This window comes from Defluviimonas salinarum (assembly GCF_026013545.1).
Lineage (GTDB): Bacteria > Pseudomonadota > Alphaproteobacteria > Rhodobacterales > Rhodobacteraceae > Albidovulum > Albidovulum salinarum.
In genome coordinates this window covers 38,277-52,212 of sequence record NZ_JAPDOG010000014.1, presented here as the reverse complement: position 1 = coordinate 52,212, position 13,936 = coordinate 38,277, and the positions used below count along the sequence as shown (strand labels likewise).

Here is a 13,936-nt window from a genome sequence, read left to right as displayed (position 1 = left end):
TCAGGCGGCCATGATCGGCGAGGCGCTGTCCTCCGCGGACGGATCGTGACGGATGACCTGGAATTCCTCGGGCGCCGCGCCATTGAGGGTAAACACGGCACTCAGGCCCTCGTAGACCTCGTCGGGAACGTGCCCTTTGAGAGGGTCGATATGGCCAACCGCGGAGAGCCACAGGGGCTCGGAGCCGCTCTTGAGCCGGACGACATAGTAGAGGTCATCCCGATCCTCGGCGACGCCGATCAGGCGGGCGAGTTCCGAACGATAGAGGAGACAGACCTGGCCAGCCATCGGGCGGACCTCGTCGGCGAGTTTGTCGATCGTGAGGGGTTCGGTCATTCTGCTGCGATGCTCATGCCGGTGACGCCGGCGAGGAAGGGGGCGAAGTCTGGGGCGAGGTCGGGGCGCGACAGGCCGAAGGCCACGGTCGCCTGGAGGAAGCCGATCTTCGAGCCGCAGTCGAAACGGATGCCGTCAAAACGGAAGCCGCGGACATTGCCGGCCTCGACCGCCTCCTTCGCGATCGCGTCGGTCAGCTGGATCTCACCGCCCGCGCCGCGCTCGGCACGGTCGAGATTAGAAAGGATCGCAGGGGTGAGAATGTAGCGGCCGATGACCGCAAGCGTCGAGGGCGCGGCCTCCGTTGTGGGCTTTTCGACAAGGCCGCGGGCGAGGATGATGTCGCCATCCTCGCTTGCCGGGTCGATGACGCCGTAAGACGAGATGCGGCTCTTCGGCACATCCATGACCGCCATCATGTTGCCGCCGGTCTTCGCGTGAGCGTCGACCATCTGCTTGAGGCAGGGGGTCTGCGCGGCGATCACATCGTCAGGCAGGATCACGGCGAAGGGCTCATCGCCGATCAGGTGGCGGGCGCAGGAGATCGCATGGCCGAGCCCGAGCGGCTGGTTCTGGCGCACATAGGCGATGGCGCCGCTCGGCATGTTGGTCGCGCGGAGTTGATGAAGCAGATCCTGCTTGCCCGCCTTCATCAGCTTGCGCTCGATCTCGGGGGCCAAGTCGAAGTAGTCCTCGAGCGCCGACTTGCCGCGCGAGGTCACGAAAATGAACTCGGTGATCCCCGCCTCGCGCGCCTCGTCGATCGCATATTGGATGAGCGGCCGGTCGACGAGCGTCAGGATCTCCTTGGGGACAGACTTGGTGGCGGGCAGAAAACGGGTGCCCAGTCCAGCCACCGGAAAGACGGCCTTCCTGACAGGGGGCGGCGGCATACGGTATCTCCGAGTGCGAAAAATGGTTTGGTCGGACATTACCCGTAATGCCTACCCGAGTGCAAACAGGTTTTTCGCAAATCTGGATCAGGACGGGCAGGGTGAGGTCTCCGGGTCCGGTGCCGGCAGCACCTCGCCGATGCGCTCGGCTATGCCCTCGCCCCAAACCGGGACGCCGTCATCCGGCATGGCGGCCGGACGGCCATCGCGATAGATCTCCGCCGCCGGATCCCCGGGCGCGATGACGCGCAAAGGCGCGCCGCCCAGACGGTCCGCGGCGAAATCGAGGATCGTCCCGTCCGGCACGCCCATGTCCGCACGGCCCCGCCAGGGTCCCTTGACGACATTGCCGGATGCGCCCATCCCGGTCCTCCTTCGATATCGGGAGGATCTCCGGCCGCATATGCGAAAAAACGAATGGAAATGCGCGTCACACCCCGGGGGTGTCCGGGCCCTGCCGGGAGGGAAATGCGTCACAGGAGGAAAGCAGGTGGTCGATACGGTCGCGCAGGCGCTGCAGGCGAAGGCCGACCGTATCGATGGTCTCGCCATCCTCCGGGCCGGCGATCTCGGCCCGCCAGATCCGCACCATCGGCGAATCCGCGCCGCTGTGCAGCAAGCCCGTCTCGATGTAATGCTGCATCGGCTCGCTCTCGGCATGGCCAAAAGCCAGCCCGGACGGATCGCCGGTCGCCGCGAGATCGAGGATATGGCCATCGTCGGATCTGAGCCAAGCGCCGCCGCGCCTGGTGCGGGCACCGTCCGGCGACCAGATCCGCCCCTTCACCGCCGTCCAGCGGCCGGGATCCCGGCTTGCGGCAAGGCCCTGTTCGAAGAGCAGGGTTGCCGCGAAAGCGGTGAGATCATGGCCGGGAAACGGCGCTGCGCCTGCCGGGAAGGCCCGGCCGAGATGCGCGACAAGCGGCATCGCGTGATCGCGGATCATCGATCCGATCAGGAGCATCGTGTCGGCGACAGGTTCGGGCCGATCGTGGTCCAGACAGACCTCCGGGCCGGATCCCCGCTTGTCGGAGACGCGCCAGCTATGATCGAGCCCGTTCTCCGCCTTGAAACGGAGCGCATCGGGGATGCTCTGAAAACCGGTCCAGACGCTGTTGCTGCCAGCCCTGACGATCGAGATCGCAGCCCTGTCGATCACGTTCTCGCCGTGGGCGCCGGTGAGGGAGGCCCGCCGCGGCTGGCTGGGCCGCCGGAGATGCTCAGTCATGCGTTTCTGCCCTCGTTCCGTCGGCTGTGCCGTGTGACCAATTTTTCTATCATAACATTTTCGCATCACTGGCCGAAAGGTGCAATCTTGCCGTGCGAATCCCGTCATAGGCGAATTGACGCTGGTTTGCCATACCACTGTGCAAGACCGTCGGAGCCGTCCGGATCGGTGGGCGCTGGCCGGCGCGGAGGGACTCGAACCCCAAAACCTGCCGCTTAGAAGGCGGCTGCTCTATCCGGTTGAGCTACGCGCCGGCTCGTGCCGGCGGCCGGGGAGACTTTCCATCTCCGGCGGCCGGCGTCGGATTGAATTAATTCCGTTTTCGCACTTCCGGTCAAGCCGGATCCTCCATGAGCACGCGCAGGATCGCCCGGAAGATCCGGTCGCGGATCGGGGCGTCTCCGGGGCCAACCCCGGCCGCCGCAACCACACCGGCATCTGCAGGGATTGCCGCCGGCGCGGGGGGCGCGGACAACAGGGCGACGACCTCGGCGAGGCCCTTTTCGAGCGTCTCGACCCGTGTCAGCAGAGCCTCTATCCGCGCCTCGGCCGGCGCCGGCAGGACCGGGGCATGGCTGGCGGCGGGGGATTCCGCCTCGGGAGTCCTGGCGGGAACCGGTGTGGCTCCCGGAGCGGGTGCCGGAGCGGGTGCCGGAACGGGTGCCGGAACGGGTGCCGGAACGGCGGCCACGGGGCGCGCCGCCCGGAGCTTCACCTCGCTGACGACCGCCTTCGGGCGCTGCGGTTTCACCGCCGCGGGTGCCCGCGCCGGTCTCGGGGCTCGCCCGGGCTCCACCGCTGGCATCGGCAGCGGGGCTCCGGCGGCGTGGGCCGCGACGACCTCGTCGAGAAAGGCCGGAACCTGCCCGCAGGCCACCGCGAGCTCGGCCTTGCGCTCGAGCGGGACCTTCGAGCGTCCCGATACGTAATGGCTGATCATCGCCGAGCTGACGCCGAGCCCCTCGCCGACCTTCGGCTGGCTGCGGCCGCAATTGCGGATGACATGCGCCGCGACCTCGACGGGAAGATAGCCCGCTGGCGCGGTCTTCGCGCCAGGGGCCTTCGTAACGGGGGCTTTTGCGATGGGCGCTTTGGCGGCCGGCGCGGACACCCCCTCCGTGGCCTCCTTCGCAGCCTCATCCTCCGGCGCGGCCGGCGCAGCCAGGAAGGCCGCGACATCGCCGATCGGCGCGAATACGAGGCGCGAGATGCCCTTCACCAGGCGGCCCTTCTCCTTGAAGCGGATGTCGGCGCGGTCCGTGGTGAGCGCTTCGATCCGGCCCGGGCCGCGGATGGGGTGGTTGACCTCGCTCCCCTCCCGGAGTTCGACCCTGATCGGCCGCCGCGCGATTTCCTCGACCTTGCGGCGCAGGTCGTCGAGGCTGATCGAGCAGGTCTCGGCCAGGCGGCCCGCCTTGAACGGCGAGAAATCGAGGACGCCATCGCGCATGTCGCGCATCATCTGGGCGGAGATGCCGAGATCGCGCTGCAACTCGCCGAGGTCGCGCTCGGCGAGCTTCAGGATATGCGGCATCAGGCCGGCCGGGATCGGGGTGTCGAACTTGCTCATGGGTGTCGCCTTGTCTTTGTCGACCGGATGATACTTGTTCGAATTTCGCATTCCCAGCCGGGAGACCCGCCTGTCCACAGGTTCCTGCCGGCCCGTCCGGTGCTGCCGGATCAGGGACCTGCCGGTTCGAGCTCATCACGAGCAGCCGCCGGCATCTCCGGCCGGATCTCCGCGATCCGGCGGACGAGATCGCTTCCGCAGCGGTCGAGCCAGTCCGCGCGGCGCAGGGCCAGCACGTCGAAAACCGCCGCGCAGGCGTCATCGTAGCGTATACGGTGCGGACTGCCGGGCTCGACGACCATGATCGGCTGCATGCCGAACTGCTCGCCCGCAAGATCGAGGATGACGCCGCTCTCGTGGCGAAGCCAGGCATGCCCCGTCTCGCGCCCGTCATGCCGGAATTGGCCGTAGCGCGCCTGCCAGCCGGCATGGCCGGCATAATCGAGCAGGTCGAGCACCACGAGAGCGGTTTCGCGTGCAAGGCCCTCGCAATCGGCTTTCGGCATGCCGGCCGTCTCGCGATTGAGAAGCCGGTCATACTGGGTTGCGCGCCAGATCGGCCGCAATCCGTCCTGGATCAGGATGCCGATCTCGAGGAGCGGGTCATGGAGCGGATCGCGGAAGGCGACCGGACGCTCGTCGGAGATCGTCCATCCCGCGTCGAGCTGGCGGTCCTTCTTGAAGCGGATGGCGGCCTGGAGAGTGGGGAACGCCTCCCAGGGGCTCTGACCTGCCGCGCCGACGATCCTGACCAGCATGACGCATCTCCTTCCGTTCCCCTGGAGGATCGGAGGAGAATGCGAAAAACCGAAAGGATAAATTCAGGTCCGTTTCCGCGCCTCAGTCGAAATCGAATGATGCATGCACGTCCCAGTTCTGCACCATCTCGGGTCCGACCTCGACCTTCCCGACGATGGCGTTCTCCTGCTGACCCAGCATTCGCGCCAGATCCGGATCCGCCGCCGGATCGATATCGAGGTCCCGAAGAACGCGCTGCCCCATGGGGCTACCCACGCCAATCCAGCAGTTCGTGGTGTCGTTCCTGTTGAGGAGGCGCACAAAAGGACTGCCATCCCGTGTCCTCATATCGTTTGCCATCGATCTCGCATATTCTCTTCGCCATCGGCCTCTCCAATGTACTGGCTTGTCTTTGTCGGTTGCCCGCGCGGGGAGGGGACTTCGCCTCCACCATAATGCGTCACCGCCTCCCGTGGCGCCATCAGAACCAGGACATGTCTTCGGATTCCGGCCTGATCCCTGGCGTACGAGCACATTCCGGAGCGCTGGCGGCCAGCGGCCGGGCGAGTTGCAACTCGGCCGCGGTCACGAGGACCTCCGCGAAGACCATGCGTTCGAACCGCTGCTCCCGGCGCCCGCTGCGGCCGAGGCGGTCATCGAAGGCCATGGTCCCGTAGCCGTCGACGATCGAGATGTATGGCTGGCCCGCCCTTCGCACATGGAGCCATTCGGCATAGGGCTCGGTTGCGCGCTCGAGGGTGATGCCCAGCCCCACCCGGGTCGCGAGCGCCTCGAGGTCGAGCGACTTGTCGAGAAGCACGCGACTCGGGTCCCGGATCATCTGGTCGAAAGTCAATTCCTTGCGCTCCCTGCTTCGGTGCCGCTCTTCGCAGTATGGCTGTGGATTGCGAAAAAAACAGTTTTGATTTTCCTCTGTCATGCCGGATGATGGGGGTGCGACAAAGAAGGAGTAGGCCGATGCGTCACGTCTTCCCGTCCACCTCCCGCACGAAGGAGATCGCGCAGGCGCATCTCTTCGCAGGGCCGAAGCAGGGCGCCGAGCTCGATGGGCTCACGCGCGGCGAGCTGCCGCTCCATGATCCTGGCTAAGAATGATCTCGGTCCGGTCGGCCGGCCAGAGGCCGGAAGCGATCGGACCTGACGCATCCACGCGGCAAGCGTCGCGGATCCCGGGCCGTGTCCATCGGACACGGTCTTTCCTTGTGGCGCACGATCTGCCGAGGTCCGAAAGCGGTTTAGGGGCATCAGCTCTGCGGCGACAGCCTGCAGGTGACGGAGCGTCCCGACTTCCTTGTCGAGATGAGTCCGCGCCTTTGCAGGGAGGCGACGCCGCGCGATAGTGTCGAATAGTACGTCCGTCAAGGATTCGCATCGCGAATCCATGTGGTTAGGCGAGCCTGATTGCCGAGACCGCATCCGCCCACCACCGCTCGATCCCGAATTGACACTGGATGAGACTTTGGGGATAAGCAGCGTATCGAAGATCTATCGATAATACTACCCAAGGGCCTGCCGAGTTGGCGCTCGCAGGCCCTTTCCCGTCTGCCTGGCTCAGAGGCCGGGTTCCTCGGTTTCGGGTTCCGGGTCCGCCCCGGGCGTGGCGGGCGCCCAGCCGAGAGAGGTCTCGAGCCCCTCGAGCCAGAGCTCTTCCAGCGCCTCCCCCAGGACGTCCTGACCGCGCGCCGCGAGGTCGCGCCGCATCTCAGGGATATAACCGGCGACCGCCGCGGCGACCTCGCCGATGATCTCCTGGGCGCGCGCCGGCGCAAGCTTGGCCCGGGCGCCGAGCTGCTTCAGCGTCTTGGCGTCAGGCCAGCGCTTCGTGCCACCGAGCGTGAGCGCCATGAGGTCGTTCGCAAGCCAGACGCGAGTCGTGACGATGTCATAGGCCGGCGCCAGGCGGAACGGGCCGTTCTGCGCATCCCCGTAGAGGATCGCGAAGTTCTTCAGGTGAGCGTCGCCGTTCCGGAGCGCGATATTCGTCACCACGAGCCGGTAGAGTTCCTCGAGGTTCTGGCGCGCCTCGCTTCCCGAAAAATCGGAAACGGTCTTGAACAGGCTCTTCTCGATGCTGCCCTCGTATTTCCGCTCCGAGGTCTTGGCGTTGAGCGAGGCAAGATCCTCAAACCCCATCCTGCCGTCGCCATCCTCATCGAAGCGGCGCACCGAGAGCATCCGCCCGTCCGCGTTGAGCCGCGCGTCCGAGACCCTGTTGCCGGCCCGGCCTGCGGCCTGCAGGCAGTGGTACTCGTTGAGCGACAGGCCGGGGTAGTCCTCGTCATCGAACTTCAGGATGTACTCGCGGGTCTGAAGTGTCGTCCGGCGGCCCTCAGCCGCATCAGGTCCGGTCTCCGGCACCAGAACCTTCGGCATGGCGCCGGAGACGCCTGACCGCAGCGCGTAGCGGTCGGTGATCTCGGCGATGAGGGCGGCACTCGCCTTCTGGTCGAGGATCTCGTCGATGCTGCCGATCCGGACGCGCCGTTCGGGCCGCTCATGATTGGGCAGGATGCGAATCCGGCCGATCTGGTTGCCCCCCGTGACCGAAAGGACGTCGAGCGCGTCGACGCGGCCCGTCTCGGTCTTGGCAATCGCCTTGCGGACCCGCTCGAGCAGCGCGCCCTCCGGGAGGTTGGTGTCGAAGACCGGCAGCATGCCGTAGTCGGTGTCGTAGGAGGCGACCCGGACCGGCATGGTCAGGGAGACCGCATCGGCCGGGTCGACGCCCTCGTCATAGGCGAAGCTGGAGCCGCGGCCATGCCGCGCGAGCCGGCCGACCGGCTTGTCATTGACCCAGACGCGCAAGGTATCCATGTCCGTCGCTCCCAGATGATGTTATCCAGTTTTTACATAGAGCCCCGAAAACCCAAAGAATGTTAAACGGGCTTAACGAACCGATCAGAGGCCCGGGGCCGAGTCCTCCTCCTGCTCACGTTGGAGGTCGTCAAGCGTCGGCCGGCCGGCATTGGCCGTGCCGATCCGGAGCGTCAGGTCGAGCGCCTCGAGCACGGACATGACCGAGCCGAACTTCATGTCGAAGACCGCACCGTTCTCGAGCTGGTTGAGCCGGACCCGGCTGAGCCCGGCGCGTTCGGCGAGCTCTTCCTGGGTCAGCCCGCGCGCCTTGCGCGCCTCTCGGATGCGGTCACTGATGTCGAAGAGGTCCATTGCGCCACCATATGTTTCATATAGTTTACATAAATGGGCAAAGAGAAGCATAATGTAAAGTATGTTTATCATATTCGAGCGATGGTGAACCGACACCACGCGGACCATGCCTTCGAGCGGGCGGCGAGGATCACATGATCAGCCGGATCTCGCGAGGCGGAGGCGGGAGCGGGGTGGGGGTGGCGCCTTCGACGCTCCGATCCCGGCTCGCGATCGTCGTGGTGACCCAGCGAAACAGGCTGGCGAACCCGGAGGTGTCCATCGTGTCCAGGGCGACCACGTGATCGCAGAAGGGGGCGATGTCCTCCACGCGCGCGCTCTGTCCGGTCAGGCAGCCGATGACGCTGGCGGAGCCCAGTTCCCGGAACCGGGCGATCTCCTCGCGAAAGGCTGGCTCGTCCGACACCACACCCTTCGTCATCAGGAACAGATAGGGCGACCAGTCCCCCCGCCTCTCCGATGTTCCGCGCCGGACCTCCTCCGGCAATCGTGCCGCAAGGGTCCGCAGGGCGAGGCCGAGATCCGCGGACCCGGAGCCGGACGCGCTGATCTGCGGGGCCGTGATTTCATCGACCGGGGTCAGCGGCGCGACCACCGTCACCTCCGTACCGACGGTCAGAATGCTCATGTGAACCGTCTCGAGCGCGTGCGGATCCTGCCGCAGCGCCCCGATCAGCACCCGGATCCCGTTGTTCACCGCCTCGATCGGCTCCCCCAGCATCGAGGCGGAGGTGTCGATCACGAGATACACCGGGAGCCTGCGCTCGACGGCGGGACGGACCGCCTTGGGGACGGGGCCATCAGGAGGGTGGCCCCGCTCCCAAGGTGAGGCGGGCAGGGGCGGCGGGGTCGGATCTCGCGCCGGTGCGGGGGGCTTTGATCCCCAAGGGCCGGGCGCGCCCCCTTTCCGCGGCGGGCGACGGACTGCCTGCGGTTTGGCCGGCGCGGGGGGCGGGCTCGGCGCGGGCACCGGCGGCTTCGGGACGGAGGCGTTCGATCGGCCCCAGGGGAGCGGACGGCGCTCCTTGTCCCGGATCCGCCCGCTCAGGAGCAGAACCAGGTCGAGAACCCACAGGACCCCGAAACCGCCCAGCGTCAGGATATGCAGCAGCCCATACCAGATCTGACCGGTGTAGAACCTGTGCGCGCCCAGAAAGCCGAACAGGCCGAGCAGGAGCGCCACCTTCCGGCTCCGCTCCGGGATCTGGGTGCCGGACCGGACAATCCAGTCCAGGCGCCGTTCCTCCGCGTCCGTGAGGTTGCCAAACACGATCCGGATCAGGTCCACCGTCAGCCAGATGATGGCCGAGAGAAAAAAGAGCGAGACCATCGCAGTTTGATCGGACCGCGCTCCGGTTTGCGGTACGAACACCCCGAGCAGGACCGCCAGGAGCATGGCCAATCCGGACCGGTACCGCCCCAGGTAGAAGCGATGGGCTCCGAAGAGGCCGACCGGGCACAACAGGAGCGCAATCGCCCGGCTCCGCCCGGACGAGACCGCCGAGGCGCTCACGACTGCATTCCGGAGGAAAGTAGGCACCGCAAGCGCATGCCCTCACCCGTTCACGAGCTGAACATGGATGAGGCGGCCTCCCTCTTCGCGGGACAGGAGGAACTGCGCGCCGTCGGTCAGCTTCACGTTGCCGCCGATCGGGACGTCCTGCTTCTTCGTGACGTCGTGCATCTGCGGCATGCCCTCGTTGACGAGGAACCACTCGCCCTGATGCCTCTGAAAGTAGCCGACCCGCTTGCGCTGGTCGGATGTCAGGTGCTCGTTCGGGAACACGCGGCGGTTCACATGCCAGGGAAACAGCGACTGCCCGTCCCAGACCATCACCCGGTGATTGTCCGCCTGATAGGCGCCCGCGTGCCGGCTGGAGTAGAGGTTCAGGACCGGAAGCTGCCCGTGATAGGGGGTTCCGCAGCAGGGGCACCGGGGCGCGGTCGTGTTGTCGAAAACGTACCACCCCATCTCGCACTTCGCCGAGCAGGGCTGGATCAGGTCCATCGTCCGGACGAGCGCGTTCTCCCACTCGGATGGGGTCGGTCGGTCCTGCGGGTGGTGCAGCCCGTCGACGAACGCCTTCCTGAAAAGCTCGGTCAGCAAGGGCCCCGAGATGGTATGCGGGATCCGGGCCGGATCCCCCCAGGGGAGCTGGAACTTGCCCAGATGATCCGCCCGGACACGGTTGCTGGCGTCGGTCGGATGCTCGATGAAGAGCGCCTTTGCCCCCATCGTAAGTTCCTCGTCCCGGGTCGCATCCGGATCATGGACCTTCCCACCCCGGAGCGGATGCCGGTAAAACAGGTACATGTAGATCAGGACCGCGAGCGCGTGCCGGTCGGTGAGCGCGGACGGGAGCTTTCGGTTCGGGTCGGACTTGTCCAGGTGTTGGGTCGCGATCACCTCCGGGGCGATGAAGTCCGGGGTGCCCACGACGTCCGGCGGGTACTTGCCCGGGACCACGAGCCCGTCGATATCGATGATGCACGCCTTCCCGGTGGACGGGTCCACGAGGACGTTCTTGTAGGAGAGATCGGAATGCGCGAGCCCCGCCGCATGCAGGCGCCGCACCGCCCGGCTGATCATCAGGCAGATCTGTAGATGGGAAAGCCAGCTCCCCTTTTCTTCCGTTGCGAGGAACTTGGCCCGGTTCGACGCGCTGGCGAACCACTTCCCCTCCTTCTCCTTGCCCTTGATCCCGAGCATGTCGTCATTGACGGACCCGTGTGAGAAGAAGAAGTGCGGCTGATACACCGGCGCGACGACCCCGAAGCGGCCGTCCTTTTCGACGATCCCGGTTGGCCAGCAGAAGAGGTTCTGCCAGTAATCCCCGCCATTTTGATTGTAGATCCCGTCGCGATAGGTCCCCACGATCGACTTGAGCCGTTCCTTGCCGTGGTAGTCGAGCTGGTCCCGAAAGAAGGCCACCACATAGGACCGGTCCGGGCTGAAGTAGACGTCCTTCATCCCCCCCTGGCCGATGATCTCATCCCGATACTCGACGGGTTTCCCGTCGATCGTGGTAAGCCTGACGATCGTCAACGGACCCTCCTCAAGGCAACATGATCGCGAGCGTGCGGTCGTCGTGATTTCCGGGAGACCAGAAGTCCATCCAGGCCAGTAATTCCCGTTCCATGTCTGAATTGTCCCGGCTGAGGAGGACCCCCTGCGCGAGATCCCTCTCCCAGAACGCCCCCCAGGCTTCCGCGTCCGCGAAGGCGGCATCGGTCGGGAACTTGGGATCGGTGATCCCGTCGGTCATCGCGAAGATCGCGGTGAACTCGTCCCGGACGTCGAAGAAGATCCGTTTCGACACCTCCTCGTAGCCGGCCGCGAACTCCGACTTTTGCAGGAACCGGGTCTGACCGGCGAATTCCCCGCTGTCCGCGAGCGTCAGCGGCACGACGGTGCGCGACGGGAGGTCGAAGACCGCCGCGCCGCCGTCGCCGATCGAGAAGCCGGCGATGAACCAGCCATGGGGGCCCTTGCGCGCCACGCTCACGACAAGTGTCGTCGAAAAGGCCGACGCGCGCTCGCTGACCAGGGCCGCCTCGTCGCTGATCGCCGTCGCCGCGCGAAATGCCGCGGTCGCAAGGGACAGGTACAGCTGGGTCCGGATCCGGCCCTCCGCCCCGTCGACGCCGCTCTTCCACTCCGTCACGAGCCCGTCGATCTGCCCGGTCAGATGCTCATCGAGAAGACGGGGCAACTCCTTCACGATCGCGCTCACCGCGAGTTGCGATCCGCGCCGCGAGTAGTGCGCCGAACCGGCCCCGTCCGCGACGACGGCTATGCTCCAGCCGCCAGGGCCGCCGGTCCAGAGCCGGAAGTCGTCGTCGCGGAAAAGCCCCTCCTGCGCGTGCGACCGGCCCCGCTTGCTGGCCGCGACGCAGAGGAGATCCCCCCGGCTCATCCCGCTGTCCTCGTCCGGCTTCCAGAACGGGGCCGTCCGGTCGCTGTCCCTTGAAACCCAGAGCGATTTCGGGTCCGGGATGACCGCGAGGTTGGCGATGATGTCGCAGCGGCGCCCGTCCAGAAGTCCGTGAAGCCGCAGCACGAAATCCCCGCTGGCGGCGATCGCCCCGTCGAGGTTCCCGGTCGCCTCATCGAGGCGCAACCCGGTCCCCCCGTCATCCAGAAGCCGAAGGCCGCGGATGCCCGCCATCCCGACCCCTTCGCAATAGGGCTCGTTGACCTTGGCGTTGCGAAGATGAATGGTCTTTTTCATGATCTCGAGCGGGGTCACCGCGGCATCCCCTTGCTGTTTTCCGCCCTGGCCCGGGATCGCGGGGACCCCGCCCGGCTGCGGGGCCTCGGCCAGATCCTCCGCGACGGCATCGTCTGAGCGGTCCTGGGCCGCTCCGGCCGGCGGCGCCTCCGGATCCGGTGCGGGCCCGCGCGCATCGTCTGCCACCCGCGCCGTCGCGGCCTCCGGCTCTTCCGCGGTCGGCTCGGCCGGCGTCTCGCGTTTCGAAGCGGGGTCCCCTTCGTCAGGCCCCGCCGCCGTCTCGGGAAGCGACGGCTCAACCGCGCCGGCATTCAACTCTTGCGCGTCGGCCGCCTCCTGGCCGGCGGCCCGCTTCGGTTCGGCCTGGTCCGGTCCCGCCCGCCGATCCTCCATGTTCTCCGCGGCCGGTGTTGACGCGGCTTCCTCCGGGATCATCTCCGGCCCAGGTTCAGGCACCACAGCTTTCGCGGCGTCGCCGCCCGAAAGCGGATCGCCTTGCGCGATCTGCGCCTCCCTGTCCAGTAGCGCGAGAAGGAGGCGCAGATCCTCGGAGAGACCATGAAAGCCGCGGAACCCGTCTTCGGGAACCTTCAGCCCATCGGCACGCGCCGCTTCGCAAAGCGCCCTCAACGCGTCCCCGATCCCGGACCCGCTCCCGTCGCGCCCCATCATCCACGCCCCCGGCCGATATCGAACCCCGACCCGGCCTCGGCCGCGGCATATTGTCCGGTCTTGCCGCACCAGGGACAGGTCTGGGCCCCTTCACCGCTGACGCAGTGGATCCCTCCACACCCGCAGACCGCCATACCGAACCGGGCTCCGCAATGCGGGCAGGGCGGCTGCCCGACGAGCTGGTCCGAGCTCACCGCATGCCCGCTGCGGCCCTCCTCCGAGAGGTCGAAGTAGCTGTTTTTCACCGGGACGGCGGTATTGAGCAGATAGCTGCGGGTCTCGAGCAGGCTGGCCAGTTTCGGGTCCTGCGTCTCGAAACGGCCGAGGTGGCGTTCGAACTTGACCACGTAGGGAAGGCGATTTCGCGCGCAGCGCCCGACGAATACCGCGAAACGGTCGTCGACGCCATCGAAGGGACCGGCCCCGCCGCCCGGACTGACCGGCACGATCAGGTCCGCCTCCGGCTTGGCGAGGCTCACCCTGTCGCCATGTCCCGCGCTTACGCTGCGGCTCTGGCTCACGATCGACATGGAGATCCAGCGGATGAACCGGGCGAAGGCGTCCGGGGCCGCGTCGTTGAACACCATCACCTCGTCGGTCAGCCTCTTGAGCAGGGCGTGGTCCGCACCGCCCCCGATGGAGACCGCAACCAGGTTGACGCGGGTCCGATACGACCGGTTCCAGCGATCCGCGGCGCCGGAGACGTCGTCGGTCGGGGCCCCGTCCGTGAGCAGGAAGACGATGGGCTTCCAGTCCCCCTTGCGATCGGGCGTGGTCGTGACGACCGTCCGGTCGATCTCGCTCATCAGATGATCGAGCGCGGCGCCGAGGGCGGTCCCCCCGCCCACCGGGAGCTCGGGCGGGTGGAAGGCGAACAGCTCCGTGAGCGGGATGATGGTCCGCGGCCGGCCGGCGAACACGATGACGGACAGGTATGCGGTCTCGAGCGCGTAAGGGTCCTTGCGGAGCGTGGACACGACGGCCCCGATGCCCTCCTCGAGCTTGTAAAGGGGCTCTCCGACCATGGATTCGGACACGTCGACGAGAAGAAAGATCGGAAGGCGCCGCATGATCGTCC

General features: G+C 66.8%; 15 protein-coding genes and 1 tRNA gene. 1 reads left to right on the top strand and 15 read right to left on the bottom strand.

Annotated elements, in window-relative coordinates:
- From OM960_RS15480 to OM960_RS15440, 9 genes are all read right to left on the bottom strand, one after another.
- Positions 1–336 (bottom strand): hypothetical protein, encoded by a 336-nt coding sequence (locus OM960_RS15480; RefSeq protein ID WP_264772576.1) that lies wholly within the window; start codon positions 334–336, stop codon positions 1–3.
- The gene (gene galU, locus OM960_RS15475) at positions 333–1,229 is read right to left on the bottom strand and encodes a UTP--glucose-1-phosphate uridylyltransferase GalU (RefSeq protein ID WP_264772575.1); all 897 of its coding nucleotides are present in this window, start codon (positions 1,227–1,229) and stop codon (positions 333–335) included. The genes OM960_RS15480 and galU overlap by 4 nt, the downstream gene beginning before the upstream one ends.
- 87 nt (positions 1,230–1,316) lie before the next feature.
- The gene (locus tag OM960_RS15470; protein WP_264772574.1) at positions 1,317–1,592 is read right to left on the bottom strand and encodes a hypothetical protein; all 276 of its coding nucleotides are present in this window, start codon (positions 1,590–1,592) and stop codon (positions 1,317–1,319) included.
- A 67-nt stretch (positions 1,593–1,659) separates the two neighbouring features.
- A complete protein-coding gene (locus OM960_RS15465; protein ID WP_264772573.1) occupies positions 1,660–2,457 on the bottom strand; it encodes a hypothetical protein in 798 nt (265 codons plus the stop codon).
- A gap of 176 nt (positions 2,458–2,633) precedes the next feature.
- Positions 2,634–2,711: transfer RNA gene (locus tag OM960_RS15460), tRNA-Arg, on the bottom strand.
- Between the two features lie 80 nt (positions 2,712–2,791).
- Positions 2,792–4,027 (bottom strand): helix-turn-helix domain-containing protein, encoded by a 1,236-nt coding sequence (locus OM960_RS15455; protein WP_264772572.1) that lies wholly within the window; start codon positions 4,025–4,027, stop codon positions 2,792–2,794.
- A gap of 110 nt (positions 4,028–4,137) precedes the next feature.
- Positions 4,138–4,785 (bottom strand): hypothetical protein, encoded by a 648-nt coding sequence (locus OM960_RS15450; RefSeq protein ID WP_264772571.1) that lies wholly within the window; start codon positions 4,783–4,785, stop codon positions 4,138–4,140.
- 82 nt (positions 4,786–4,867) lie between these two features.
- Positions 4,868–5,125, bottom strand: coding sequence for a hypothetical protein (locus tag OM960_RS15445; protein WP_264772570.1), 258 nt, complete (start codon positions 5,123–5,125; stop codon positions 4,868–4,870).
- 121 nt (positions 5,126–5,246) lie between these two features.
- Complete coding sequence (locus OM960_RS15440) at positions 5,247–5,621, bottom strand: hypothetical protein (RefSeq protein WP_264772569.1); 375 nt, start codon at positions 5,619–5,621, stop codon at positions 5,247–5,249.
- A gap of 122 nt (positions 5,622–5,743) precedes the next feature.
- Between OM960_RS15440 and OM960_RS15435 the strand changes: the two genes are divergently transcribed.
- Positions 5,744–5,875, top strand: a complete 132-nt coding sequence (locus tag OM960_RS15435) for a hypothetical protein (protein ID WP_264772568.1) — start codon at positions 5,744–5,746, stop codon at positions 5,873–5,875.
- Positions 5,876–6,337: 462 nt separating this feature from the next.
- Here OM960_RS15435 and OM960_RS15430 read toward each other — a convergent pair whose 3' ends face one another.
- The 6 genes from OM960_RS15430 to OM960_RS15405 all read right to left on the bottom strand — a co-directional run bounded on the left by OM960_RS15430 (position 6,338) and on the right by OM960_RS15405 (position 13,928).
- On the bottom strand, positions 6,338–7,600 hold the full coding sequence (locus tag OM960_RS15430; RefSeq protein ID WP_264772567.1) for a type II toxin-antitoxin system HipA family toxin: 1,263 nt from the start codon (positions 7,598–7,600) through the stop codon (positions 6,338–6,340).
- An 84-nt stretch (positions 7,601–7,684) separates the two neighbouring features.
- A complete protein-coding gene (locus OM960_RS15425) occupies positions 7,685–7,954 on the bottom strand; it encodes a helix-turn-helix domain-containing protein (RefSeq protein ID WP_264772566.1) in 270 nt (89 codons plus the stop codon).
- Between the two features lie 130 nt (positions 7,955–8,084).
- A complete protein-coding gene (locus OM960_RS15420; protein ID WP_264772565.1) occupies positions 8,085–9,467 on the bottom strand; it encodes an NINE protein in 1,383 nt (460 codons plus the stop codon).
- Positions 9,468–9,509: 42 nt separating this feature from the next.
- Positions 9,510–11,000 carry a helix-hairpin-helix domain-containing protein gene (locus tag OM960_RS15415; RefSeq protein ID WP_264772564.1) on the bottom strand — a complete coding sequence of 497 codons (1,491 nt, stop codon included), beginning with the start codon at positions 10,998–11,000 and terminating at the stop codon, positions 9,510–9,512.
- Positions 11,001–11,010: 10 nt separating this feature from the next.
- Positions 11,011–12,858: a PP2C family serine/threonine-protein phosphatase gene (locus tag OM960_RS15410; protein ID WP_264772563.1), complete on the bottom strand. Its 1,848-nt coding sequence runs from the start codon at positions 12,856–12,858 to the stop codon at positions 11,011–11,013.
- Positions 12,855–13,928, bottom strand: a complete 1,074-nt coding sequence (locus OM960_RS15405; RefSeq protein WP_264772562.1) for a TerY-C metal binding domain-containing protein — start codon at positions 13,926–13,928, stop codon at positions 12,855–12,857. Before OM960_RS15405 ends, OM960_RS15410 begins: the two co-directional genes overlap by 4 nt.
- Positions 13,929–13,936 lie beyond the last annotated feature (8 nt).